Origin of the sequence: Streptococcus sp. 3167, from assembly GCF_013277175.1 — a bacterium.
Taxonomy (GTDB): Bacteria; Bacillota; Bacilli; order Lactobacillales; family Streptococcaceae; genus Streptococcus; species Streptococcus pseudopneumoniae.
Genome location: NZ_VMML01000029.1, coordinates 1 through 24,729 on the forward strand (window position 1 = coordinate 1; position 24,729 = coordinate 24,729).

Consider the following 24,729-nt stretch of genomic DNA (forward strand, 5'->3'; position numbering starts at 1 on the left):
TTAAGTGATAAAGTCGGGAAAAATACAAATGAATAGAAAGTAAATTAGTAAGCTGATGAAATTTTTCTCAAGAGAAGCCTTTTATAGGTGAAAATGGTATAATATAGTGAGAAGGATAGAGGAGAAGTGTAAATTGATCGCACAACTAGATACAAAAACAGTCTATAGTTTTATGGAAAGCGTCATTTCGATTGAAAAGTATGTGAGAGCAGCTAAAGAATTCGGCTACACTCATCTGGCTATAATGGATATTGACAATCTTTATGGTGCTTTTGACTTTCTAGAGGTTACAAAAAAATATGGCATTCATCCTTTATTAGGGCTTGAAATGACTGTGTTTGTGGATGCTCAGGAAGTGAATCTGCGCTTTTTAGCTTTATCTAGTGTGGGCTATCAGCAGTTGATGAAGCTTTCGACAGCCAAGATGCAGGGGGAGAAAAATTGGTCGGTTTTATCTCAGTACTTAAATGATATTGCGGTAATTGTGCCTTATTTTGATGGATTTGAGTCTCTAAATCTAGGCTGTGATTACTATATAGGGGTTTATCCGGAAACACCAGCAAGCGAATTTTATCATCCAATCTTGCCCCTCTATCGGGTCAATGCTTTTGAAAGCAGGGATAGAGAAGTTCTTCAAGTTTTAACAGCGATTAAAGAAAACCTACCGCTTAGAGAAGTTCCCTTGCGCTCACGACAAGATGTCCTTATATCAGAAAGTTCTTTAGAGAAATTATTTCTAGAACGATTTCCGCAAGCCTTAGACAATTTAGAAAAGCTGATTTCAGGCATTTCTTACGACTTGGATACGAGTCTGAAACTGCCTCGTTTTAACCCAGCTAGACCAGCAGTAGAAGAGTTGAGAGAACGCGCTGAGCTTGGGCTTGCTCAGAAGGGATTGACTAGTAAAGAATATCAAGACCGTCTAGACCAAGAATTGGCTGTTATTCATGATATGGGATTTGATGATTATTTCTTGGTTGTTTGGGATTTGTTGCGTTTTGGACGACTGAATGGCTACTATATGGGAATGGGAAGGGGTTCTGCAGTTGGTAGCTTGGTTTCTTATGCCTTAGATATTACAGGGATTGACCCAGTAGAGAAAAATCTGATTTTTGAACGCTTTCTCAATCGTGAACGCTATACCATGCCTGATATTGATATTGATATCCCAGATATTTATCGTCCAGATTTTATCAGATATGTTGGTAATAAATATGGCAGTAAACATGCGGCACAAATCGTTACTTTTTCTACCTTTGGTGCCAAGCAAGCTCTGCGTGATGTCTTGAAACGCTTTGGTGTTCCAGAGTATGAATTATCCGCAATTACCAAGAAAATCAGTTTCCGTGATAATCTCAAGTCAGCCTATGAGGGCAATCTCCAGTTTCGTCAGCAAATTAATAGTAAGTTAGAATACCAAAAAGCCTTTGAGATTGCTTGCAAGATAGAGGGCTATCCAAGACAAACCTCTGTCCATGCAGCTGGTGTTGTGATTAGCGACCAAGATTTGACCAATTACATTCCTCTAAAGCATGGTGATGAAATTCCACTGACTCAGTATGATGCTCATGGAGTTGAGGCTAGCGGTCTTTTGAAGATGGACTTTCTGGGACTGCGAAATTTGACCTTTGTTCAGAAAATGCAAGAGTTGCTTGCTGAAACAGAAGGGATTAAGATAGCTATCAACGAGATTGATTTGGAAGATAAAGAAACGTTAGCTTTATTTGCTTCTGGCAATACAAAAGGTATCTTTCAATTTGAACAACCTGGTGCCATTCGTCTGCTTAAGCGTGTGCAACCAGTCTGTTTTGAAGATGTCGTAGCGACTACTTCTCTAAATAGACCAGGTGCTAGTGATTATATCAATAATTTTGTGGCAAGAAAACATGGGCAGGAAGAAGTGACTGTTCTGGATCCAGTACTGGAGGATATTTTGGCTCCAACCTATGGTATCATGCTCTATCAGGAGCAGGTTATGCAGGTAGCTCAGCGGTTTGCTGGATTTAGTCTTGGGAAGGCCGATATTTTGCGTCGAGCTATGGGGAAAAAGGATGCTTCTGCCATGCATGAGATGAGGGCTTCCTTTATTCAAGGTTCATTAGATGTTGGTCATACTGCGGAAAAGGCAGAGCAGGTCTTTGATGTCATGGAGAAGTTTGCAGGTTATGGTTTTAACAGGTCACATGCCTATGCCTACTCAGCCTTGGCCTTCCAGTTGGCTTATTTCAAAACGCATTATCCAGCCATTTTTTATCAGGTTATGTTGAATTTTGCCAACAGTGATTACTTAATAGATGCCTTAGAAGCAGGATTTGAAGTAGCCCCTCTGTCCATCAACACCATTCCCTATCACGATAAAATTGCCAATAAGTCTATCTATCTAGGTTTGAAATCGATTAAGGGAGTCAGCAAAGATTTGGCGCTTTGGATTATTGAAAATAGGCCTTATTCTAACATTGAAGATTTTATAGCTAAATTACCTGAGAATTATCTGAAACTTCCTCTGCTAGAACCTTTGGTAAAAGTTGGTCTTTTCGATTCATTTGAAAGAAATCGTCAAAAAGTATTCAATAATTTAGTTAATCTATTTGAATTTGTAAAAGAGTTGGGAAGTTTGTTTGGAGATACTATTTATAGTTGGCAGGAATCGGAAGATTGGACGGAACAAGAAAAATTCTATATGGAACAAGAACTTTTAGGAGTAGGAGTTAGCAAACATCCACTACAAGCTATTGCAAGTAAGGCTATTTACCCGATTATCCCAATTGGGAATTTGTCAGAAAATAGCTATGCTATTATTTTGGTTGAAGTTCAGAAAATAAAAGTAATTCGTACCAAAAAGGGCGAAAACATGGCTTTCTTACAGGTAGATGATAGTAAGAAAAAATTGGATGTTACCCTCTTTTCAGACTTATATCGTCAGGTTGGACAGGAAATAAAAGAGGGATCCTTCTACTATATAAAAGGAAAAATACAATCACGTGATGGCCGTCTGCAAATGATTGCACAAGAAATAAGAGAAGCAGTTGCTGAACGCTTTTGGATACAGGTAAAAAATCATGAATCGGATCAAGAAATTTCACGTATTTTAGACCAGTATAAAGGTCCAATCCCAGTCATCATCAGGTATGAAGAGGAACAGAAAACCATCGTTTCTCCCCATTATTTTGTAGCTAAATCCAATGAATTAGAAGCGAAATTGAATGAAATCGTTATGAAAACGATTTATCGCTAAAAATACGGAAAATAGAAGAATTTTAAAATCAAATGTGGTATAATCAAGAAGACTGTTAAAAGAAAAAGGAGCATAAACCAATATGAAACGTATTGCTGTTTTGACTAGTGGTGGAGACGCCCCTGGTATGAACGCTGCTATCCGTGCAGTTGTTCGTCAAGCAATTTCAGAAGGAATGGAAGTGTTTGGTATCTATGACGGATATGCTGGTATGGTTGCCGGTGAAATTCATCCCCTAGATGCAGCTTCAGTAGGAGACATCATTTCTCGTGGTGGTACTTTCCTCCACTCAGCTCGTTACCCAGAGTTCGCTCAACTTGAAGGGCAACTAAAAGGGATTGAGCAATTGAAAAAACACGGCATTGAAGGTGTAGTTGTTATCGGTGGAGACGGTTCTTACCACGGCGCTATGCGTTTGACTGAGCATGGTTTCCCTGCTATCGGTCTTCCAGGTACAATCGATAACGATATCGTTGGTACTGACTTTACAATCGGTTTTGACACAGCGGTTACAACTGCTATGGATGCTATTGATAAGATTCGTGATACATCATCAAGTCACCGTCGTACTTTTGTTATTGAAGTTATGGGACGTAACGCTGGTGATATCGCTCTTTGGGCTGGTATTGCAACTGGTGCAGATGAAATCATCATTCCTGAGGAAGGATTCAAGATTGAAGACATCGTAGAAAGCATTAAATGTGGTTATGAGTGTGGTAAAAAACACAATATCATCGTCTTAGCTGAAGGTGTGATGTCAGCAGCTGAATTTGGTCAAAAACTTAAAGAAGCTGGAGATACAAGCGACCTTCGTGTGACAGAACTTGGACATATTCAACGTGGTGGTTCTCCAACTGCGCGTGACCGTGTATTGGCGTCACGTATGGGTGCCCATGCTGTTAAACTTCTTAAAGAAGGTATTGGTGGTGTTGCGGTTGGTATCCGTAACGAGAAAATGGTTGAAAACCCAATTCTTGGAACGGCAGAAGAAGGAGCATTGTTTAGCCTTACTGCAGAAGGTAAGATTGTAGTTAACAACCCACACAAAGCCGATATTGAGCTATCTAGCTTGAATAAGAGCTTGTCATAATTTACAATTTAGTTAATAAGACCAAAAAGGTCATATCTATAAAGGAGTCACAAAAATCATGAACAAACGTGTAAAAATCGTTGCAACTTTGGGTCCTGCGGTAGAAATCCGTGGTGGTAAAAAATTCGGTGAGGACGGATACTGGGGTGAAAAACTTGATGTTGAAGCTTCAGCTAAAAACATTGCTCAATTGATTGAAGCTGGTGCTAACACATTCCGTTTCAACTTCTCACACGGTGACCACCAAGAACAAGGTGAGCGTATGGCAACTGTTAAACTTGCTGAAAAACTTGCAGGTAAAAAAGTTGGTTTCCTTCTTGATACAAAAGGACCAGAAATCCGTACAGAATTGTTCGAAGGTGAAGCTAAAGAGTATTCATACAAAACTGGTGAGAAAATCCGTGTTGCAACTAAACAAGGAATCAAATCAACTCGTGAAGTGATTGCATTGAACGTTGCTGGTGCTCTGGATATCTATGATGATGTTGAAGTTGGTCGTCAAGTGTTGGTTGACGACGGTAAACTTGGTCTTCGTGTGGTTGCTAAAGATGACGCAACTCGTGAATTTGAAGTGGAAGTTGAAAACGATGGTATCATCGCTAAACAAAAAGGTGTGAATATTCCTAACACTAAAATTCCTTTCCCAGCCCTTGCTGAACGTGATAACGACGATATCCGCTTTGGTCTTGAACAAGGTATCAACTTTATTGCGATTTCATTCGTACGTACTGCAAAAGACGTGAACGAAGTTCGTGCAATCTGTGAAGAAACTGGAAACGGGCATGTTCAATTGTTCGCTAAAATCGAAAATCAACAAGGTATCGATAACTTGGATGAAATCATCGAAGCAGCTGATGGTATCATGATCGCTCGTGGTGATATGGGTATCGAAGTACCATTCGAAATGGTTCCAGTTTACCAAAAAATGATTATCAAGAAAGTCAATGCTGCAGGTAAAGTTGTTATCACTGCAACAAACATGCTTGAAACAATGACTGAAAAACCACGTGCAACTCGTTCAGAAGTATCAGACGTATTCAACGCTGTTATCGACGGAACTGACGCTACAATGCTGTCAGGCGAGTCTGCAAACGGTAAATACCCACTCGAGTCAGTAACTACAATGGCTACAATAGACAAGAACGCTCAAACTCTTCTTAATGAATACGGACGTTTGGATTCAGATTCATTTGAACGTAACTCTAAGACAGAAGTAATGGCTTCAGCTGTTAAAGATGCTACTAACTCAATGGATATCAAATTGGTTGTAACTCTTACTAAGACAGGTCATACTGCACGTTTGATTTCTAAATACCGTCCAAATGCTGACATCTTAGCATTGACATTTGATGAATTGACAGAACGTGGATTGATGTTGAACTGGGGTGTTATCCCAATGTTGACAGATGCTCCATCTTCAACTGACGATATGTTCGAAATCGCTGAACGTAAAGCGGTAGAAGCAGGTCTCGTTGAGTCAGGCGATGATATCGTTATCGTTGCTGGTGTACCAGTAGGAGAAGCTGTTCGTACAAATACAATGCGTATCCGCACAGTACGTTAAGAAAAATATAAAAACCTATCATATCCAGCTTTAGAGCTTGTGTGATAGGCTTTTTTGGGCTCTTTGTCAACTGTAGTGGGTTGAAGTCAGCTAAGCTCGAGAAAGGACAAATTTTGTCCTTTCTTTTTTGATATTCAGAACGATAAAAATCCGTTTTTTGAAGTTTTCAAAGTTTCGAAAACCAAAGGCATTGCGCTTGATAAGTTTGATGAGATTATTGGTCGCTTCCAGTTTGGCGTTAGAATAGTGTAGTTGAAGGGCGTTAACAATCTTTTCTTTATCCTTGAGGAAGGTTTTAAAAACAGTCTGAAAAAGAGGATGAACCTGCTTTAGATTGTCCTCAATGAGTCCGAAAAATTTGTCAGGCTCTTTATTCTGGAAGTGAAAAAGTAAGAGCCGATAGAGATTATAGTGGTGTTTCAAGTCTTCTGAATAGCTCAAAAGCTTGTCAAGAATCTCTTTATTGGTCAAGTGAATACGAAAAGTAGGGCGATAAAAACGTTTATCACTCAATTTACGACTATCCTGTTGAATGAGCTTCCAGTAGCGCTTGATAGCCTTGTATTCATGAGATTTTCTATCGAATTGGTTCATGATTTGGACACGCACACGACTCATAGCACGGCTAAGATGTTGTACAATATGAAAGCGATTTAGAACGATTTTAGCATTCGGGAGTGAAACAGTCTGGGAGACTGTTTCAGCCTGAGCCTAGAAATTTGAAGCGAATCTGTTTAGCCAAGGCATAATAAGGACTAAACATATCCATAGTAATAATTTTGACGCGACATCGGACAGCTCTATCATACTTAAGAAAGTGATTACGAATGATAGCTTGTGTTCTTCCCTCAAGAACAGTGATGATATTGAGATTGTTAAAATCTTGCGTAATGAAGCTCATCTCCATCTCCCGATTGAAACAGTCACTCCCCGGACTGTTTCAACGTCCCAAGACATAATCTCAGGCAGATTTCTAACATTACACTCAAAGTGGAAGTCATTGAGCTTTCGAATGACAGTTGAAGTTGAAATGGCCAGCTGATGAGCAATATCGGTCATAGAAGTCTTTTCAATCAACTTTTGCGCAATTTTTTGGTTGATAATACGAGGAATTTGGTGATTTTTCTTGACGATAGAAGTTTCAGCGACCATCATTTTTGAACAGTGATAGCACTTGAATCGACGCTTTCTAAGGAGAATTCTAGTAGGCATACCAGTCGTTTCGAGGTAAGGAATTTTCGACGGTTTTTGAAAGTCATATTTCTTCATTTGACTTCCGCACTCAGGGCAAGATGGAGCTTCATAGTCCAGTTTGGCGATGAGTTCCTTGTATGTATCCTTATTAATGATATCCATAGGGGATTTACCCACTACAAATATTATAGAGCCCAAAAAGGTGGCTATGTCACCTTTTTGTGTCAGTGTAGGTATTTGTGACGCGGTGGTGGGGCATCAATGGAGTTTCTTGAAGGTAATACTCTTCGAAAATCTCTTCAAACCACGTCAGCGTCGCCTTACCGTAGGTATGGTTACTGANNATCTACAACCTCAAAGCAGCGCTTTGAGCAACCTGCGGCTAGCTTCCTAGTTTGCTCTTTGATTTTCATTGAGTATGAAATAAGATATGCACAAATTGATTAGAAAAGTCAAATGAATTTCTACAAATGTTTTAGCAATCGCAATCTACTTGTCTAGATTCGATCTGATATATTTTCGATTTAATGATATGGTATTTAAAACCTCCAAAGCAGCTTGCTCCATTATTTTACTTACGTGAGTGTAGATGTTATTTATTGTTTTAGCGTCTTTGTGTCCCACTCTAACCATTATAGCTTTTAATGGGATATTCTTCTCAGCTAGTGTACTAAAGAGTGTGTGCCTGAAAATATGGGAACTAAGGGGCTGGTTTATCGGTTTCGCTAGTTTAGTATTTGCCTTTTGAAAAGTGATCTTAAATGCCTTTCTCTAAATTTACATATCACTATTGTTTAACAAAATATAATCTGCTTTAGGTCACTTATTCTTTTTTGAAATGTAGAATGAACTTTTTCAAAGTTTTTCGAATCTTTTAAAATCTGTTTGTTTTATATCGTCATTCTCCCTCTTTTTTAATTCTCCCTATACAGCCTGACAACTTTTCCGATGGTGCGAATACGGTTGCTTTCGTCTAGGCAGATGTCGGGGTATTCGGGATTGAGTTTTTTGAGGTAGCCTTGGCGAAGTTTCTTGACCTAGTTAGCACCGTCTACTTGGAAGATGACGATGGTATTATAGTCAATCTGTGGGGGATTCTTGATAAATAGGTAGTTGCCGTTTCTTATCTTTGGCTCCATGGACTTGCTGACGACATAAGCGATTGCGTCGTAGTCGTCTGGGATTTCATCCTCATAGAATGGAAACTCCATATCTAAATTGTCGTCCTGCATCGAGCGGCTACCTGCAGAGATAAACTACCTAACACGAGAGTAAGTAGTCTGTCTGTAGTCGTCCAGTCTGATGATTTTTGCGATACTTCGTTTATCATCGTTTTTCTTCTCATACAGTTGCCTCTCGGCATAGGTCAGTACCTTTACCTTGTCTGGGTGATGCCCGTTGGTCGTAGATAGATTGGATATCGCTAGGAGAATCCTTTTGAACTGGAGGAAAGAGGACATCAATCAAGCTACTGAATACTTTAACTAAGTCAAATATAGTATTTTTCTTAGTAGACCTAACCCTTTTTTCATAGTTTCCAAGGGTGTTTTTACTTATACCAATCTTGGTACTCAATTCTTATTGAGTCCAACCATTACTAGTCTATATTGTTTTATTTTTCGCATGTAACAATTGCAATCTCTTCTTTATCCACGAATGAAATCGCTTTCTGTTTTTATAAGTAAAGCATAACACGAAATCCACGAAAATGAAAACTTTGTTGTGTTTTCGTAAAAAAATTGTTGACAGAGCACGAAACGCCTATTATAATTAAATCAAGCTTAAGGAAATAACAAAAAAAACAAATCGGAGGGAAAGACGATGAGCATATTAAATGAGAAAGTAATCAATATCTGTAAATCAGTAGTTAAAGAAACTTTAATCCAAGACATTTAGGAGAAAAAGATGAAGAAATCAAGAAAATTAGCCATATTAGGAATCTGTTCAGCTTTGTTTTTAGGCTTGGCAGCTTGTCAGCAAGATGCTACAACTTCGAATGGGACGAGTCAAAGGCAAAGTAGTTCAACGAAAGTTCCATGGAAAGCTTCATACACCAACCTAAACAATCAGGTAAGTACAGAAGAGGTCAAATCTCTCTTATCAGCTCACTTGGATCCAAATAGTGTTGATGCCTTTTTTAATCTCGTTAATGATTACAATACCATTGTCGGCTCAACTGGCTTATCAGGAGATTTCACTTCCTTTACTCACACAGAATACGATGTTGAAAAAATCAGTCATCTCTGGAATCAAAAGAAGGGTGATTTTGTTGGAACCAACTGCCGTATCAATAGTTATTGTCTTTTGAAAAATTCAGTCACCATTCCAAAACTTGATAAGAATGATCAATTGCTTTTCCTAGATAACGATGCGATTGATAAGGGGAAGGTCTTTGATTCACAAGATAAGGAAGAGTTTGATATTCTATTTTCTAGAGTTCCAACTGAGGCAACGACGGATGTCAAGGTTCACGCTGAAAAGATGGAAACATTCTTCTCCCAATTTCAATTCAACGACAAAGCTCGAATGCTATCTGTAGTCTTGCACGACAATCTGGATGGTGAGTATCTGTTTGTAGGCCACGTTGGAGTCTTAGTACCGGCTGATGACGGTTTCTTATTTGTAGAGAAATTGACTTTCGAAGAGCCCTACCAAGCGATTAAATTTGCCAGCAAGGAAGATTGTTACAAGTATTTAGGCACCAAGTATGCGGATTATACAGGCGAGGGACTGGCTCAGCCTTTTATCATGGATAATGATAAGTGGGTTAATATCTAGAGGTAATCTAACATGGATATAGTATTAGGCATTTTATGTTTATTCTTGATAGGTATATGGGTGAGTACGATAATTAACAGTCGAAAACCAGGAAAAAATGAAAGATTTATAGGTTATATTCAAAGATACGATATTGATGGGGAAGGCTATCAATCAGAAGTATGGGAAGTGACTGAGGAGGAAGATTAAGAAGTAAAAACAGCGTCTTCTTTTTAGTATTGCACCTATTTCCAGACAGTCCATTTGTAGTTTTATCCAGATTGATATATAATTTAAGGTAGAGAAAATAGGAGGATCAATCAGATGGAATTAAAAGATTTTACAGAAAAAGAACAGGAAATGATTAAGAATGGGCTGACGACGTCTAAGATTAGTGACAAGGAAACTGCTGAGAAGATTCTTGCGCTTGTCCCACAAGACTTGATTAAGCGAATCCCATTTTTCGTCAGAAAACATGCTACGACACGTACGATTAAACGCATTTCAATCGAACACCCTGAGCTTTACGCTGCAGCTCAAACAAGTGGTGAGATTCCAGAAAAAGAACGAGAAGAATTACGTCAGATTATCACAACTATCTTTGAACAAAAGATGAATAAGCATAGTATTAAGTAGAGAATGAAAAAATATTTTATTGGTGGTTTGGGAAGTAATGTCTATCATAGCAAGGATCTTCTTCAAGAACTAGATTCTCAGGTTTATTTTCTAAATCCATATGAAAAACATCTTCGAGATGAAACAGAATTGAAATCATGGTTTAAAAAATCGATAGAAGAGGAAGAATCTATCTGTCTGATAGGCCATTCTCTTGGAGGAGATTTGGCTCGTTATCTCGCATCGGAATTTCAAGAAGTGAAGAAACTGATTCTTTTGGATGGTGGCTATCTAGATTTAGATAAGATTTTACCTTTAGATACAGAGTTAGAGGAAACTAAAAATTATATCAAATCTCAAATTGTTTCGGACTTAGCTCTTCTTATTTCTAAAGAAAAATCTGAAGCAAAGCATTGGTCAGAAAATATGGAGAAAGCCGTAAGGCAGTCCTATCACTGGAATTCTGAGTATAATAGATATGAGTTGGCTATAAATTATGAAAATATAGAAGCGATACTCCGCTTACGGAGAAAAATACAAGCTTTTAAGAGAGAAGTGGGAGATACCTTGTTTATTAGTCCTCGCTATCCTAATGAAGCTACATGGAGAGAGGAAACACTAAAAGAATTACCAGATTATTTTGATACTATTTTTCTAGAAAACGTTGGCCATGAGCTTTATACTCAAGCACCCAAAAAAATCGCTAGTATGATTAATGAGTGGCTCTCTTATTCTCACTGAGTTGCTTGTATGGCTTGAAATGGTATAAGATGAAAATCTACAAGTCACTAATTCTCATATAACAAAAAAAACGAACAGGCTCTTTTCTGTCATTCAGAAGAGAACTTGTTCGTTTTTATCTTGATTTTCTTAAAAAGCTCGATAAACATAGGGATTTTCTGGTTTATCGACTTTTGTAAAGCTGTCGATTTCCAAGGTTGGGAGATTTTGTTTGAGTTCTTTATGGTAGTGATTGAGCAGTTTTCCTTTGGCCGTAATCCAAGTGTTGTTTTCATACTGCCGGGTATTTCCCTTGGTCAGCAATCCATAGACACCAGAATCTGCGATACAGTGGATAATGCCGAATCGGAACAGAAATTGACTATTGGCATGACTGGGGTCGTTATAGACAAAGCCTGTAAACTGGATTGTCTTGCCCTCAAACTCATCTGGATAGTCGTAGATAGCCTCCATGACCTCCATATAGTTTTCATTAGTGATCTGAATGCTATCCTGGGACAAGTATTTATCCGCCGCCGTTCGCATTTCCTTTTCATAGGCTGATTTTGAAAAATAAGAACTGGTGTCTGGTTTCAAATATTGGCTTGTCGTCCCTTCACTTGTCTGAATGGCTAGATCCGTTCCTTCCGATAGGGGGAAATGATAACCTTTAGCAGAAACGGTCTGAGAATCCAAGCTAACAGTTGGGAAAGTTAAGCCGATGACAAGTGGAATAGCCAGAAGAGAAATACTCGTCATCTTGGCCAATCGGCTGTTCAGATGACTGTGGGTTTTGATTTGCTTCATCCAGATATACAATTGAACAATTGCCAAGATAAAGGAAAGCACCATGGAGATATAGGCCAGATAGGAATAGTGCATGTTGATGTACTGGTTTAGTTTGCCCGACAGATGGAGGTAAATAGTCAGTTCAAAATAGCCAGCTAAAACTAAAAATCGAATCATAGGATGACTCCAATCAAGAGAGAATAGGCTAAAACGACCAGAGTCACAATCGTAATGAAGTGACTAATAAATCGTGCTTTCAAGTAATTTTTCATCATGAGAATATTTTTGATATCCAGCATTGGGCCAATGACGAGAAAGGCCAGAACTGGAGCCAAACCGAAACTCGAGAGAAGAGAAGCACCTATAAAGGCATCCGCCTCACTACAGAGCGAAAGAAGAAAGGATAAAATCATCAAGAGCAGGATGGCAAAAAGAGGGGTCGCACTGATAGAGGTCAGAATCCGAGTCGGAACGTAGACCTGTATTATAGAAGCAAAGAGGCAGCCAAATACCAAATAACGCCCCGTATCAAAAAATTCATCAATGGCCTGCACAAAGACTTGAAAAACTTTTTTTGCAGAACTCAAGTAAGAAAAATCATGCTCATGACAAGTCAGACGATTTTCTTTCTGAATCGGTTCTTGCCAGAAAAATCCTAGAAAAATTCCTAGTATTACAGCCACAAGAATGGAACCCAGAGCTCGTAATAGGGCGACATGGAAGGAGTTGCCAAAGGCAGAATAGGTCGCAAAAAGAACAATGGGATTGATAACAGGTGCTGTCACAAGAAAGGGAACGGCCGTGTAACTGGGAACCTTTTTTTCCAGAAAACGATTGATAATGGGGACGATTCCACATTCACAAGAAGGGAAAAGTATACCAACGAAGGTGCCAAAAAAGATTCTCCCCCAACGATTTCGAGGGAGAAAATGATAAACCCTGTCAGGTGTGATATAGACCTCAATCAGCCCTGAGACAATGCTTCCTATCAGAACGAAGGGAAGGGCTTCAATGATAATGGAGAGGAAAATGGCTCCAGTTTGAAGTACACTAGATGGGAGTTGTTGAAAAGCAGTCATCTAGTTTTTCTTTTCTGCTTTGGCTTTTTTCTCTTTGTCATCAGGGAAAGTGACTTGTTTCAAATCTGGGAGTTTAGCAAACTCTTCAAACATCTTGTCCAAGTCGTCTCGTTTTGTAAATTTTACAGCCATAGGTGTACCTCGATTCTAAATTCTACCTCTATTATACTATTATTTTGAGGAAAAGGGAAAAGTTAAAATTGAGTATCTAACGAATAATAGAGTTTGATATATCCTGATATACACTATGATTGTGATATAATAGTTGTGGAATAACGGAGGAAATTATGGATCATGAAAAAAATCGGTCAGATTACCGATGAAGTAAAAGAAATTTTTGATATTGTTCTTGAAGCGAGCGACATAAAGGTCAACAAAGACGGTTTGAGAAGTCATATGATAAAAGGCCATCACAATGATGTGATTCATCATATTGAAGACCTGGAACTCATACTAAGGAACCCAGATTTCGTCGGCATCAATCCACGAGAGAAAGACGCCAGTTTTGAATATGTAAAAAGATTTGATAATAATGTTCTTGTTGCGATTAAGTTGCGATTAAGTTACATAAAAGTGGTGATTTCTTTTATGTTCCGACCATGTATCGTTTACAAGATTACAAGTTACAAAGTCGTATTAAGTCTGGTAGATTGAGAAAACATAACATTAAATTGTCTGAAAATTTATTGACAGATTAGAAAAAACATAGTATAATGAAACGTAAGATGAATTCAGGTTTCCTGAACCGATAGGAGTATACAATGAAAAAACTAGGTTTTGTCCTTTTATCTTCAGCCTTGCTATTGACAGCTTGTGCAGTCCGTTTTGAAAAATCAACCGAGACAACCGATTCGTCCAAGGTGACAGCCTTGTCTGAAGACAAGCAAAAAATGCTTGATAAGGCTACTGCTGACTATAAGACTTTTGTGCAAGACCAAATCGATAAACTGTTGACAGATACAGAAGGCTTTGTCAAACTGTTGAAAGAAGGTAAGTTAGAAGAAGCTAAGAAGGTCTATCCACTGATTCGTATGTCTTATGAGCGTTCAGAACCGATTGCCGAGAGTTTTGGTGAGTCAGATGTCAAGATTGACTTCCGTTTGGCAGACTACATGGACGAAAACAAGACAGAAGAGGGATGGTCAGGTTTCCACCGTATTGAGCGTATCCTTTGGGAAGACAATACAACTAAAGGAACTGAAAGTTATGGCGATCAGTTGGTCAATGATATCAAGGAATTGAAAGCCAAGATTGCAACTGTGGATGTGGACTACAAGGTCATGTTGACTGGGGCAGTCGACTTGCTTAACGAAGTTGCAACAAGTAAGATTACGGGTGAAGAGGAAATTTATTCTCATACAGACTTGTATGATTTCCGTGCAAATATCGAGGGAGCTGAGAAGATTTTCCAACTTTTTAAACCTTTACTTGAAAAATCAGATGCTAACCTAGTTAAAGAATTGGAAGCAGATTTCAAGTCAGTTAATAGTTTGCTGGACAAACAAATGACCGACAAGGAACACTACAAACTCTATACTGATTTGACAAAAGAAGATACCAAAGAATTGTCAGAAGCTGTGACAAAACTTGGTGAACCTCTATCACAAATGGGTAAATTTCTTAGTGGAGAATAAGAGTCATGACTGAAAAAGACGAAAAGTTTTTTGAAAAGAAAATGGACCGTCGAGAATTTCTAAAAAAAGCAGGGATTGGAGGGGCTGGTTTAGCGCTAGGACTCTCTGGTGCTTCTGCTTTTTTCGCACCTAAGCTAGGAAGTCAGGAAAAAATCTCGTACGGAAATGAAAAAATTGCTTTTTATGGCAAGCATCAAGCTGGGATTAGTACGCCCATGCAAAAGAATATCTATTTTGTCGTTTTGGACTTGCATACGACGGATAGAGATAAGATTATCCAGTTGTTCAAGGATTGGACGGATTATAGTGCCAAGTTGGTTGAGGGGGAATTGGTCAAAAAAGATGGACAGAATGCTCTCTTACCTCCTAGCGATACTGGGGAGACAGTCGGGCTTAACCCGCATCGTTTGACCCTGACTTTTGGTGTCTCTGCCAGTTTCTTGAAAAAGATGAACTTGGAAAACAAGCGTCCTCAAGTGTTCAGAGATTTACCGCCTTTTCCGAAGGAGCAATTGCGTGAAAAATATACAGGTGGAGATATTGTGATTCAGGCCTGTGCAGATGATGAGCAGGTTGCCTTTCATGCTATTCGAAATCTTATCCGTAAGGGGAGAAATGCAGTGACCCTCCGTTGGAGTCAGTCTGGTTTTGCAGCTATCGGTGATCGAATGGAGACTCCGCGTAACCTCTTTGGTTTTAAAGATGGAACAGCAAATCCAACCAAGGAGCAAGACTTTGACCGCGTTATCTGGGCTGATAGTAAGGATTGGATGGAAAATGGTTCATATATGGCAGTTCGTCGGATTCAGATGTTTTTAGAGACTTGGGATCGCACTAGTCTTGAAGAACAAGAAAATACTTTTGGTCGTTACAAGGAAAGTGGTGCTCCCTTTGGTAAGAAGAATGAGTTTGATGAAGTGGATTTGAGTCTCTTACCTGATGATTCGCATGTTCGTTTAGCTAAGGAAGTAGACAAGCCCCTTTTGCGACGTTCTTATTCTTACTCTGATGGAATTGATGAAAAAACTGGCCAGTTTGATACAGGATTGCTTTTCATTTCTTTCCAGAAGGATCCTGATAACTTTGTCAAGGTTCAAACCAATCTAGGTGCTACTGATAAGATGAATGAATATATCACTCACATCGGTAGTGGACTCTTTGCTTGCTTTGGTGGTGTGGAGAAAGGAGGCTACATTGGTCAGAAATTATTGGAAGGCTAGAAGCTGGTTACTAGTTTTAGCTTTGTCATTTTTAATTCTTTCCCCAGTAGGTGCCCAAGAAAGCTTGAGTTCTTACTTTGTGAAAATCACAGATGCTTCTAAAGCAGTGAAAAATGGGAATCAGTCTGAGGCCCAGAAACTTGTTCAAGAGATGGCATCAGACTTTGAAAGAGTAGAAGATAGCAATTCTGAGGCTGGTAAAGTCGTTAAGGAAAAGTTAGCTCAGTCAGGCGAGATTACTGAAGACAAACTCACCGAAATTTCTGCAGCCCTATTAGCCTTTGAAAAAGAACAAAATCCTGTTGACCTAGATGCGGAAAAAGAAAAATTGGTAAACCGTCTAAGTCCTTGTTTTGAAGCCTTAGAGCAGGCCATTGCCTCCAAAGATTTGGAAAAGGTACGAGAAGCTTTTAAGAAAATGAATTCCACTTGGACTATCAATGAAAGTGTGGTTCGTGACAATAGTACGGCCCATTATGGACGTGTTGAAACAGCTATTTCTTTCTTGCGTAGTAGTATGGAAACCGAGCCTACGGATTTTAACTCCATCCAGACTTCCTTTGAGGACTTAAAAAAGGCTATCGATGATTTTGCAAGCGGAAAAGAAGTCGCAGAAGCATCTTCTGATTTAAGTCTCAAAGATGGTATTGCTCTTTTGAAGAAAGCTTTGGAACAATTCCAAGCTGGTGACCAAGCATCAGGAGCAGCTAGCATGAAGGAATTCATCACTATCTGGCCAACGATTGAGGGTTCTGTTAGCACGACCAATCCTTCCCTCTATACACGAGTGGAAAGTGAAAGCCCTGTGATTATGGTCAAGGGAGGTGAGAAGGAATACCAAGAAAAATTAGAAAAACTGATTGCAGATTTATCACAAATTGATACTAGCGCACGTTACAATGCCTTTGATGCTATGCTGATTCTTTTAAGAGAAGGAGTAGAGGCCCTCTTAATCGTCATGGCCTTGGTGACGACCTTGAAAGCAGCCAAGATGCGAAAAGGGCTCAAGTGGGTTTATGGTGGTGCTATCACTGGAATCATGGCCAGTCTCCTTATTGCCTTCATCCTGCAAATTTCCTTTCCAGTAGTAACATCAGGCTCCAATCGTGAAATCATCGAAGGAGCAGTGGGGATTTTTGCGGTAGCTATGCTGATTTTGATTGGAATCTGGCTCCACAGCAAATCCTCGGTCAAAAAATGGAATACCTTTATGGAGTCACAAATGGAAACAGTGACCAAAACAGGCTCCTTTATTTCCATGTTTGCCCTCAGTTTTCTAGCTGTTTTCCGTGAGGGAGCAGAAACCATTCTCTTTTATGTTGGGATTTTACCAAGAATTTCCAGTTTTGAATTTGTCTTGGGAATTTCACTTGCCTTGCTGGTTCTGGTAATTATTGCCCTTGTGATGAACAAGGCCAGTCAATTCTTCCTGCCACATAAGGTCTTCTTTATCCTGACTTGGATGATTTATGCCCTAGCCTTCAAGATGCTGGGGGTTAGTATCCATGCTCTTCAGTTGACCAATATGGCACCAAATCACTTAGTGACAGGCTTTCCAACGATCGACTTGCTTGGAATTTATCCAAGTTGGGAAGGCTTGGTTAGCCAGCTAGTCTTTGTTATTATTGTCTTGATTGTCACTTTTAGACAGGGTGAAAAATAAATGGATAGAAAAGAATTGACAATCGTTGAACATCTGGTAGAATTTAGAAAGAGACTATTGGCAGTAGTCATTTGTTTCTTTTTGGTATTCTCTGTTTCTCTGCTGTTTGCAGACCAGATTTACCAGTATGTGACCCAATCTTTTCAGCAAAAGTTGATTGTTTTAGGGCCTAATGATATTTTATGGATTTACATACGTTTGGCTAGTCTGATGGCCTTTACTATCACCTTGCCTTACACGGTGTATCATATTTGGTCTTTCATTAAACCCGGTTTAAAGAAGGAAGAAGCTAGAGCTGTCTTTGCCTATATTCCAGCTAGTTTCCTTTGTTTTCTAGTTGGACTGGCTTTTGGTTTTTACTTTGTAACACCGGCCTTACTTCAGGTTTTATTAGGGTTGGGAGAAGGTCTATTTGAAACGCAGTTAACCGCCCAAAATTATCTGTCTTTTGTTTTTCAAACGACCTTGCCTTTGGCTCTGATTTTTGAATTGCCAGTTATCATTGCCTTTTTGACGTCGATTGGACTCATTGGACCAGAATTATTGACTGCTTATCGCCGATATGCCTATTTTATCTTATTGGTACTCGCAGTCATCTTAACACCAGCTGACTTTGTCAGCGATTTGGCAATGACTGCCCCCTTGATATTACTCTATGAATTAAGTATTGCTATTAGCAAACACATTATGAAACGCAAGCAGAAAGGAGAGAGGAATGGGAATCTTACGTGATATTGGAGCACCAGGATTGATTATCATCGTTTTAGGAGCTCTCTTGATATTTGGACCAAAACGATTGCCTGAACTAGGCGAGTCAATCGGTAAAATGCTATCTGAATTTAAAAAAGCAGTTAAAGGAGCTGAAAATCAAGATAAGGAAGACTAAACCTTGTCTAATAAAAAACTTTGTACTCTGGAAGCCATCGCGTGGCTAGCTAGAGTGCAAAGTTTTTTTATTTTTTAGTTAAAATGAAGACTGTGTTCCTTATAAGTACAAGGTTATTAAGAGAGTGGTGGACATTAAAATGATGATTTTGAGTTTTTGTTATTTTTGCTTTGGAGCAAGGTAAGATAGTCACTTTTGGTGTGAAATAAGTGGGAAAGAAAAACAGTTCTTTGAGTCTGGTCGATAAAGTAAAGCAAGATATACTGACCGATAATTTTTCCTCGCGTAGGGTACTTACTGTTGATTTTTAGTTCGATTTTTTCATCTGCATCAAAGCCAGCTTCAGGAAAAGTTTCTAAACTTTTTAAGCCGTCTAAAATTCTGGCTACAGTATTCTTAGCAGACTGAGGTGATAAAAGAACAGTAGTAATGTAGTCATGGATATTGTCAATTGCCTGACTCACTTCAGTAGAAAGACTCACTTTATAAGCCATATCGTAGCCTCATATTGTCTAGGGAAGTTCCTTGTCCGGATTCGTATTCTCTTAAGGAGCGTTCAGATTGGGCTTGTAGTTCCTGAATCAATCGCTCACGATGTATATCTTCTGCAGTTTTTATTGGTAAATCCTGTTCGAGAACAATCTGCTCGATAAAAAGACTAATAGCATCCGTCATAGTCATTCCTTTTTCCTTGATGATAGCTCTAGCTTGTTCCATTGATGACTCATTGATTTTAAAATTGTATTGCTTAGTAAGTGATGTCGTCATGGTATATCTCCAATCTATGCTATATATAGCTAGTATATATCTTTTATATTTTTTAGGCAAGAGAAAACTTTGTACTCTAGAAACTATCGAGAGTGTAAAGTTTTTTTAGTTTGGAACATGAAAACAGCAGTTGATTTCAAGAAACAAAAAAGAACAGCCGAAGCTGTCTTTTTCTCATTATTTGAGACCGTATTTTTTGTTGAAACGATCCACGCGTCCATCTGCTTGAGTGAACTTTTGACGTCCAGTGTAGAATGGGTGTGAGTCTGATGAAATTTCCACACGGATTAATGGGTAAGTTTCGCCTTCGAACTCAACTGTTTCGTTAGAGCGTTTTGTTGAACCGCTAAGGAATTGGTAACCAGTAGTTGTGTCCATGAAGACAACTGGGCGATATTCTGGATGGATATCTTTTTTCATTTTGCAATATTTCCTTTCTGCCATGGTCTCTTTGCGAGCCATAGATTGTTACTATACTAGTCTATCAGATTCTGAAAAGTTTGGCAAGTATTTTATCAGTTTTTAAGCAAGTTTTTTAACTTTTGGTAGATGATTTCGTTTTCCTCTAGGCTATAGGAATTGGCACCGCTTGCTAGAGGATGGCCTCCACCATCATGTTCTTTGGCAATTTCATTGATAGGATGAATTTTACTGCGTAAGCGAACGCGGTAGTGGCCAACAGCCTGCTCCACAAAAATTCCCCAGAGACTAACACTATCAATGCGTCCAGGTGCACCGACAATGGCTGCAGTTTCAGCATCGGTAACATTAAATTGTTTCAAGACTTCTTGACTCAGGATAACTCGCGCTGCACCATTTTCATCCACTTCCAGATGGTCGTAGATGTAGCCTTGAAGTTTAGCAATTTTGTAACTCATAGTGTCCATTTTGCGAGTGAGAGCCGCAAAGTCAAAGTTCTGTTCTCTTAGATAGGCAGCCAGACGAAGAGTCCGTGCAGTGGTAGAAGGGTAGAGGAAGCGACCTGTATCACCAACAATTCCTGCAAAGAGCAACTCAGCAGCTCGATCTGACAAGGCCAGTTGGGTTGTTTGGGCAAATAGGGTAATCATCTCGCTAGCGCTACTTGAACTAGTATCTACCCAAGATAGGTTACCGTATACATCATCATTTGGATGGTGGTCAATCTTAATGAGAAAATCACCTTGACTATAGCGCTTATCATCGATACGAGCAGTATTCGCCGTATCACAGACGATGACAAGTGCGCTCTGGTAGGCACTATCTTCAACAAGATCCATCTCAGCCATCCAAGTAAGAGTCGGTTCATCATAACCTACGGCTTTGATGTTTTTTTCAGGGAAATGATATTCCAGCAAGGCTTTCAAGCCCACTTGACTTCCCAAGGCATCAGGGTCTGGTTTCATATGACGATGAATGATAATCGTGTCGTATTCTTTGATTTTTTCTAAAATTTGATGGCAAATTTCCATAAATAACCTCAATTCTTTCTCATTTCATTGTAGCACAAGAATTTTTATTTTTAAAATGAAAAAGATGTGATATAATGGAGAAAGATAAATTGAGGAGGACGATATGGTATTAGCAAAAATTGTATTTGCCAGTATGACCGGTAATACCGAAGAAATTGCAGATATTGTAGCAGACAAATTACGTGACTTGGGCTTGGATGTCGATGTTGATGAATGTACAACTGTTGACGCTTCAGACTTCTTGGAAGCTGACATCGCTATCGTTGCGACCTATACTTATGGTGATGGTGAATTGCCAGATGAGATGATGGACTTCTACGAAGACCTAGCAGATCTCAACTTGAATGGCAAAATCTACGGAGTGGTTGGTTCAGGAGATACCTTCTACGATGAATTCTGTAAGGCTGTTGATGACTTTGATCGTGTTTTTGTTTCGACAGGAGCAGAAAAAGGTTCAGAATGTGTTAAAGTTGATCTCTCTGCTGAGGAAGAAGACATTGAGCGCTTGGAACAATTCGCAGAAGAATTGGCTGCTAAAGTAGGATAAGTATAAAAGTGCGCTGATGTAATCAATCAGTGCATTTTTCTTATCGTGAGTTAGGATTTTACTAGCCTATTTGGTGGCTTTTTGATACAATAATTCAAATAAAGGAGGAGACTGTATGGATTTAGATAGTATTCGTCAAGAAATTGATCAAATCGACGACCAAATCGTCAAGCTCTTAGAAGAACGAATGCATTTGGTTGAGGGTGTAGTTGCCTATAAGAAAGCTTCAGGTAAACCGATTTTAGATACCAAGAGAGAAGCGGTTATTTTTGAAAAGGTTAGAAGTCGTGTAGGAGATAAGCGCTATCAGGAAACTATTGTCGCGACTTTTTCGGACATACTCAAACGTTCGCGTGATTATCAGAATCAGAATATCAAATGAAAAAAGAACAATTTTATCCGCTAGGCATTTTTATAGCTGCTATGTTGGGCGGACTTGTGCGCTACCTTGTTTCTACTTGGTTATCAGCCAGTCCAGACTTTCCTTGGGGCACTCTCTTTGTCAACTATCTGGGAATTTTCTGCTTGATTTATCTTGTCAAGGGATATCTGGTCTATAAGGGGACTAGTAAGGGCTTGATTTTAGCACTAGGGACGGGCTTTTGTGGAGGTTTAACAACTTTTTCCAGCCTAATGCTTGATACTGTGAAGCTGCTTGATACAGGGCGTTATCTTAGTTTAGTCCTGTATTTGCTTTTGAGCATCGGTGGAGGCCTACTCTTAGCTTATTTTCTAGGGAGGAAGAAATGGTAATGGTCTATCTTGCAATTGCTTGTGGTTTCGGAGCTTTAGTGCGCTATTTCTTTTCCCGCTATAATCAAACTTCTAAATTGCCCCTCGGAACGCTCATAGTCAATCTTCTAGGTTGTTTTTTAATTGGATTATTCTACAATCATGTGGAGTCTAAGGAAGTCTATGCTATTTTAGCAACAGGATTTTGTGGAGGTTTGACAACTTTTTCGACCTTGAATGACGAACTCCAAAGATTGTTAAGTGATAGGAAGGGATTTTATTCTTATTTAGCTTTGACCTACCTCGGTGGTTTGATTGCGATTTTTTTAGGAATTCTGCTATAAATTTCTTTACTTTTTTGTGGAAATTTGGTAAACTGTATCTTGTGTGTAATGGACGCACAAAAATACAGTTTATCCGCTGAGGAAGATTCTTCAAGATTGACAAAGATAGGAGAATAAAATGAATCCATTAATCCAAAGCTTGACTGAAGGTCAACTTCGTACAGATATCCCATCATTCCGTCCTGGTGACACTGTTCGTGTACACGCGAAAGTTGTCGAAGGTAACCGTGAACGTATCCAGATTTTTGAAGGTGTTGTTATCGCACGTAAAGGTGCTGGTATCTCAGAAAACTACACAGTTCGTAAAATCTCTAACGGTGTAGGTGTTGAGCGTATCTTCCCCATCCACACTCCACGTGTTGAAAAAATCGAAGTTGTTCGTTACGGTAAAGTACGTCGTGCGAAATTGTACTACTTGCGTGCTCTTCAAGGTAAGGCAGCTCGTATCAAAGAAATCCGTCGTTAATTCGACTAAAACTCTGCTTTTTCAGCAGAGTTTTTATCTAGCTCCCTTAGTTCAATGGATATAACAACTCCCTCCTAAGGAGTAGTTGCAGGTTCGATTCCTGCAGGGGGCATAATAAGAAGCGTAAAGAAACATAAAGAATATTCAAAGTGTTTATTTGTAGGCAATCATCACAATTTAGTTTTTTAAAATAGGTTAGTATTTTTGGAATCTTTGACCAAAGTGTGACCAAAATTTGACCAAAAGTCAATGAATATAGAATAAAGTAGATCAGGAAGCTGGTCTATTTTATTTTGTAGTTATTGAGAAAAAGTGGTTTGTTTTAATTTGACTATTATACACATAATGCGTATAATAGTAAGTGTAAGGAGGTAACGAATATATATGCCACTTACAGGTAAAGAAATGGTGAAACTAGCTCTTGAGAATGGATGGGTTGAAGTTCGTCAAAGAGGAAGTCATCATCATTTTAAGAAAGAGGGTTTTTCTTATCTTGTCACGATTCCAGTTCATGGAAATGAAGATTTGGGAAAGGGATTGGAGAGAAAGATTCTCAAAGATTTAGGATTGTAATTTTTACTTTCCTAAGTCTTTTTACATCAGAGGTAGTAGAATGTTGGGGGTAGTAGAATGTTAAAAACGTATCCAGCTATTTTTCATAAAGAAGGAACAGGATATTGGGTAGAATTTCCAGAATTTGGTGGTGGTACAGAAGGAAAAAATATCGAAGAAGCGATGAAAAATGCTCGAGAAATGCTTGAAAATGTTTTAGCTTCTTATATCGATGAAGGGATGGCGTTGCCTACTCCAAGTGATATTTTAAAGATTGAAGTTTCAGATGGTTTTGTATCAATGATTCAAGTTGATCCTGCGCCTTTTGTGAGAAGTAACAAGGCGATTAGAAAGAACGTGACCGTTCCTGAATGGCTAGTTCGTCTTGCTGATCGAGAAAAGATTAACTATTCAGAAGTTTTGGCACAAGCATTAGAGCAGAAGTTGCAAGTTTAAATTTAAAGACTGTATTTATTAGGGAATAAGTTTGATATGTATTGGTAAAAGTGATACAATAGATATACAAGAAGAAAAGGAGAAATGCTATGTCACAAATTGCTGTAAGAGTAGATGATGAATTGAAAAAAGAAGCGACTGCGATTTTTAATGAGTTGGGGTTGGATATGTCAACTGCTGTGAAGTTATTTTTGAAGCAAAGTGTGTTGACAAGAAGTATTCCTTTTGAAGTTAAACTTGATTCTGAGTAAGGTGAAATAAAAGTGTGGATAGATATAATCTAAAGGGGTTCGGTTATGGTTTATACAATAGATCAGATAAAGGAAAAAATTGTTCCTGTTGCTAAACAATATGATTTATCTAAAATTTATCTATTTGGCTCTTATGCTAGGGGCGAAGCTGATGGGAAAAGTGATGTTGATATTGCTTTGGAGTTAGAGGATGATTCTATATATTTTGATGTATATGGTAGACTTTTGACTATTTTTGATGGTAATATAGATATTCTATTGGTTAGTGATTTACTTTCTCCAAAAACAAACATTGGGAAGTTAGTCAAGAAAAATTTTTTGAATGATAGAGAGGTTATTTATGAGAAGTCAATCTCTTGAAACTGATATAGCATATTTGAAGGATATGGTTTTATATCTTGATAAGGCCGATGCTGTTTTGTATAAAGCAAGAAGATATAATTTACCTTTAGATGATGATATGGTAGTTGATTCTATCGCTATGAATTTAGGACAGGTAGGAGAACAGTTATCGTTAGGCAAATTATCAGAGGAAGTAAAACAGAAGTATTCAGATAGGATAAACTGGACTCAGATAAAAGGTTTTAGAAATTTTATTTATCATAATTATTCTAACTTAAATTTTAAAATTATAGAGGGTATATTGAAGGAATCTGTTCCCAAAACGAAAGAATCTTTACACTCGATTATAAGAGAATTAGAAGGTGAATTATAAA

General features: G+C 38.6%; 32 protein-coding genes, 1 tRNA gene and 1 pseudogene. 24 read left to right on the top strand and 10 right to left on the bottom strand.

What is annotated here, in order from left to right; translation table 11 throughout:
* The first annotated feature begins 133 nt into the window (after positions 1 to 133).
* From HT678_RS05280 to pyk, 3 genes are all read left to right on the top strand, one after another.
* A complete protein-coding gene (locus tag HT678_RS05280) occupies positions 134 to 3,235 on the top strand; it encodes a DNA polymerase III subunit alpha (RefSeq protein ID WP_166731173.1) in 3,102 nt (1,033 codons plus the stop codon).
* 82 nt (positions 3,236 to 3,317) lie between these two features.
* Complete coding sequence (gene pfkA / locus HT678_RS05285; protein ID WP_000820864.1) at positions 3,318 to 4,325, top strand: 6-phosphofructokinase; 1,008 nt, start codon at positions 3,318 to 3,320, stop codon at positions 4,323 to 4,325.
* 58 nt (positions 4,326 to 4,383) lie between these two features.
* Complete coding sequence (pyk, locus tag HT678_RS05290; protein WP_001042822.1) at positions 4,384 to 5,889, top strand: pyruvate kinase; 1,506 nt, start codon at positions 4,384 to 4,386, stop codon at positions 5,887 to 5,889.
* Between the two features lie 90 nt (positions 5,890 to 5,979).
* Here the strand turns inward: pyk and HT678_RS05295 are convergent.
* The 3 genes and pseudogenes from HT678_RS05295 to HT678_RS05305 form a co-directional block, all read right to left on the bottom strand.
* A pseudogene (locus tag HT678_RS05295) lies at positions 5,980 to 7,245 on the bottom strand (ISL3 family transposase).
* A gap of 327 nt (positions 7,246 to 7,572) precedes the next feature.
* Positions 7,573 to 7,839, bottom strand: a complete 267-nt coding sequence (locus HT678_RS05300) for a tyrosine-type recombinase/integrase (RefSeq protein ID WP_078929922.1) — start codon at positions 7,837 to 7,839, stop codon at positions 7,573 to 7,575.
* 281 nt (positions 7,840 to 8,120) lie between these two features.
* Entirely contained in the window at positions 8,121 to 8,315 is a 195-nt protein-coding gene (locus HT678_RS05305) for a S24 family peptidase (protein ID WP_007284915.1), read from the bottom strand.
* 673 nt (positions 8,316 to 8,988) lie between these two features.
* Here HT678_RS05305 and HT678_RS05310 point away from each other — a divergent pair.
* The 4 genes from HT678_RS05310 (at position 8,989) to HT678_RS05325 (ending at position 11,196) form a co-directional block, all read left to right on the top strand.
* Positions 8,989 to 9,861, top strand: a complete 873-nt coding sequence (locus HT678_RS05310) for a DUF4300 family protein (protein WP_000749591.1) — start codon at positions 8,989 to 8,991, stop codon at positions 9,859 to 9,861.
* Positions 9,862 to 9,873: 12 nt separating this feature from the next.
* Positions 9,874 to 10,050, top strand: a complete 177-nt coding sequence (locus HT678_RS05315; protein WP_000355833.1) for a hypothetical protein — start codon at positions 9,874 to 9,876, stop codon at positions 10,048 to 10,050.
* 114 nt (positions 10,051 to 10,164) lie between these two features.
* Positions 10,165 to 10,476: a hypothetical protein gene (locus HT678_RS05320; RefSeq protein WP_000420573.1), complete on the top strand. Its 312-nt coding sequence runs from the start codon at positions 10,165 to 10,167 to the stop codon at positions 10,474 to 10,476.
* A 3-nt stretch (positions 10,477 to 10,479) separates the two neighbouring features.
* On the top strand, positions 10,480 to 11,196 hold the full coding sequence (locus HT678_RS05325; RefSeq protein WP_000759787.1) for an alpha/beta hydrolase: 717 nt from the start codon (positions 10,480 to 10,482) through the stop codon (positions 11,194 to 11,196).
* 129 nt (positions 11,197 to 11,325) lie between these two features.
* Here the strand turns inward: HT678_RS05325 and HT678_RS05330 are convergent, their stop codons facing one another.
* From HT678_RS05330 to HT678_RS11730, 3 genes are read right to left on the bottom strand one after another with little or no spacing between them, the layout of a single operon-like run.
* Positions 11,326 to 12,141, bottom strand: coding sequence for a TIGR03943 family protein (locus tag HT678_RS05330; RefSeq protein WP_000617832.1), 816 nt, complete (start codon positions 12,139 to 12,141; stop codon positions 11,326 to 11,328).
* Positions 12,138 to 13,043, bottom strand: coding sequence for a permease (locus tag HT678_RS05335; RefSeq protein ID WP_000123628.1), 906 nt, complete (start codon positions 13,041 to 13,043; stop codon positions 12,138 to 12,140). Before HT678_RS05335 ends, HT678_RS05330 begins: the two co-directional genes overlap by 4 nt.
* Entirely contained in the window at positions 13,044 to 13,175 is a 132-nt protein-coding gene (locus tag HT678_RS11730; protein WP_000268685.1) for an SPJ_0845 family protein, read from the bottom strand.
* A 162-nt stretch (positions 13,176 to 13,337) separates the two neighbouring features.
* Between HT678_RS11730 and HT678_RS05340 the strand changes: the two genes are divergently transcribed.
* The 6 genes from HT678_RS05340 to tatA all read left to right on the top strand — a co-directional run bounded on the left by HT678_RS05340 (position 13,338) and on the right by tatA (position 18,446).
* Positions 13,338 to 13,697, top strand: a complete 360-nt coding sequence (locus HT678_RS05340; RefSeq protein ID WP_007284914.1) for a hypothetical protein — start codon at positions 13,338 to 13,340, stop codon at positions 13,695 to 13,697.
* 107 nt (positions 13,698 to 13,804) lie between these two features.
* On the top strand, positions 13,805 to 14,677 hold the full coding sequence (gene efeO / locus HT678_RS05345; RefSeq protein WP_054388227.1) for an iron uptake system protein EfeO: 873 nt from the start codon (positions 13,805 to 13,807) through the stop codon (positions 14,675 to 14,677).
* A 5-nt stretch (positions 14,678 to 14,682) separates the two neighbouring features.
* On the top strand, positions 14,683 to 15,897 hold the full coding sequence (efeB, locus tag HT678_RS05350; protein ID WP_000136411.1) for an iron uptake transporter deferrochelatase/peroxidase subunit: 1,215 nt from the start codon (positions 14,683 to 14,685) through the stop codon (positions 15,895 to 15,897).
* Entirely contained in the window at positions 15,872 to 17,560 is a 1,689-nt protein-coding gene (locus tag HT678_RS05355; RefSeq protein WP_172924650.1) for an FTR1 family protein, read from the top strand. The genes efeB and HT678_RS05355 overlap by 26 nt, the downstream gene beginning before the upstream one ends.
* Positions 17,561 to 18,292, top strand: a complete 732-nt coding sequence (gene tatC, locus HT678_RS05360; RefSeq protein WP_055356707.1) for a twin-arginine translocase subunit TatC — start codon at positions 17,561 to 17,563, stop codon at positions 18,290 to 18,292. It begins immediately after the preceding gene.
* Complete coding sequence (gene tatA, locus HT678_RS05365; RefSeq protein ID WP_000512107.1) at positions 18,276 to 18,446, top strand: twin-arginine translocase TatA/TatE family subunit; 171 nt, start codon at positions 18,276 to 18,278, stop codon at positions 18,444 to 18,446. The genes tatC and tatA overlap by 17 nt, the downstream gene beginning before the upstream one ends.
* A gap of 134 nt (positions 18,447 to 18,580) precedes the next feature.
* Here tatA and HT678_RS05370 read toward each other — a convergent pair whose 3' ends face one another.
* The 4 genes from HT678_RS05370 to HT678_RS05385 form a co-directional block, all read right to left on the bottom strand.
* Positions 18,581 to 18,940 (bottom strand): type II toxin-antitoxin system RelE/ParE family toxin, encoded by a 360-nt coding sequence (locus tag HT678_RS05370; RefSeq protein WP_055356708.1) that lies wholly within the window; start codon positions 18,938 to 18,940, stop codon positions 18,581 to 18,583.
* Positions 18,930 to 19,214 carry a type II toxin-antitoxin system RelB/DinJ family antitoxin gene (locus HT678_RS05375; RefSeq protein ID WP_050208398.1) on the bottom strand — a complete coding sequence of 95 codons (285 nt, stop codon included), beginning with the start codon at positions 19,212 to 19,214 and terminating at the stop codon, positions 18,930 to 18,932. The genes HT678_RS05370 and HT678_RS05375 overlap by 11 nt, the downstream gene beginning before the upstream one ends.
* Positions 19,215 to 19,391: 177 nt before the next feature.
* On the bottom strand, positions 19,392 to 19,634 hold the full coding sequence (locus HT678_RS05380) for a type B 50S ribosomal protein L31 (RefSeq protein WP_000710764.1): 243 nt from the start codon (positions 19,632 to 19,634) through the stop codon (positions 19,392 to 19,394).
* A 95-nt stretch (positions 19,635 to 19,729) separates the two neighbouring features.
* A complete protein-coding gene (locus HT678_RS05385; RefSeq protein ID WP_023933605.1) occupies positions 19,730 to 20,665 on the bottom strand; it encodes a bifunctional oligoribonuclease/PAP phosphatase NrnA in 936 nt (311 codons plus the stop codon).
* Positions 20,666 to 20,768: 103 nt separating this feature from the next.
* Between HT678_RS05385 and HT678_RS05390 the strand changes: the two genes are divergently transcribed.
* From HT678_RS05390 to HT678_RS05440, 11 genes are all read left to right on the top strand, one after another.
* Complete coding sequence (locus tag HT678_RS05390; protein WP_000241950.1) at positions 20,769 to 21,212, top strand: flavodoxin; 444 nt, start codon at positions 20,769 to 20,771, stop codon at positions 21,210 to 21,212.
* Between the two features lie 115 nt (positions 21,213 to 21,327).
* A complete protein-coding gene (locus HT678_RS05395) occupies positions 21,328 to 21,594 on the top strand; it encodes a chorismate mutase (RefSeq protein ID WP_000362492.1) in 267 nt (88 codons plus the stop codon).
* Positions 21,591 to 21,965, top strand: coding sequence for a fluoride efflux transporter CrcB (gene crcB, locus HT678_RS05400; protein WP_000712082.1), 375 nt, complete (start codon positions 21,591 to 21,593; stop codon positions 21,963 to 21,965). The genes HT678_RS05395 and crcB (HT678_RS05400) overlap by 4 nt, the downstream gene beginning before the upstream one ends.
* Positions 21,959 to 22,288, top strand: coding sequence for a fluoride efflux transporter CrcB (gene crcB / locus HT678_RS05405; RefSeq protein ID WP_054388225.1), 330 nt, complete (start codon positions 21,959 to 21,961; stop codon positions 22,286 to 22,288). Before crcB (HT678_RS05400) ends, crcB (HT678_RS05405) begins: the two co-directional genes overlap by 7 nt.
* Positions 22,289 to 22,406: 118 nt before the next feature.
* Entirely contained in the window at positions 22,407 to 22,754 is a 348-nt protein-coding gene (gene rplS / locus HT678_RS05410) for a 50S ribosomal protein L19 (protein ID WP_001068669.1), read from the top strand.
* Between the two features lie 40 nt (positions 22,755 to 22,794).
* Positions 22,795 to 22,866 (top strand) — tRNA-Arg (locus tag HT678_RS05415).
* Between the two features lie 272 nt (positions 22,867 to 23,138).
* Positions 23,139 to 23,327, top strand: a complete 189-nt coding sequence (locus tag HT678_RS05420) for a type II toxin-antitoxin system HicA family toxin (protein ID WP_001131503.1) — start codon at positions 23,139 to 23,141, stop codon at positions 23,325 to 23,327.
* Between the two features lie 57 nt (positions 23,328 to 23,384).
* Positions 23,385 to 23,762: a type II toxin-antitoxin system HicB family antitoxin gene (locus HT678_RS05425; RefSeq protein WP_000921491.1), complete on the top strand. Its 378-nt coding sequence runs from the start codon at positions 23,385 to 23,387 to the stop codon at positions 23,760 to 23,762.
* An 89-nt stretch (positions 23,763 to 23,851) separates the two neighbouring features.
* On the top strand, positions 23,852 to 24,013 hold the full coding sequence (locus HT678_RS05430) for a type II toxin-antitoxin system RelB/DinJ family antitoxin (protein ID WP_000077979.1): 162 nt from the start codon (positions 23,852 to 23,854) through the stop codon (positions 24,011 to 24,013).
* A gap of 45 nt (positions 24,014 to 24,058) precedes the next feature.
* The gene (locus HT678_RS05435; protein ID WP_000263130.1) at positions 24,059 to 24,373 is read left to right on the top strand and encodes a nucleotidyltransferase domain-containing protein; all 315 of its coding nucleotides are present in this window, start codon (positions 24,059 to 24,061) and stop codon (positions 24,371 to 24,373) included.
* Positions 24,354 to 24,728, top strand: a complete 375-nt coding sequence (locus tag HT678_RS05440; protein ID WP_001257560.1) for a HepT-like ribonuclease domain-containing protein — start codon at positions 24,354 to 24,356, stop codon at positions 24,726 to 24,728. Before HT678_RS05435 ends, HT678_RS05440 begins: the two co-directional genes overlap by 20 nt.
* Position 24,729: the final 1 nt, after the last annotated feature.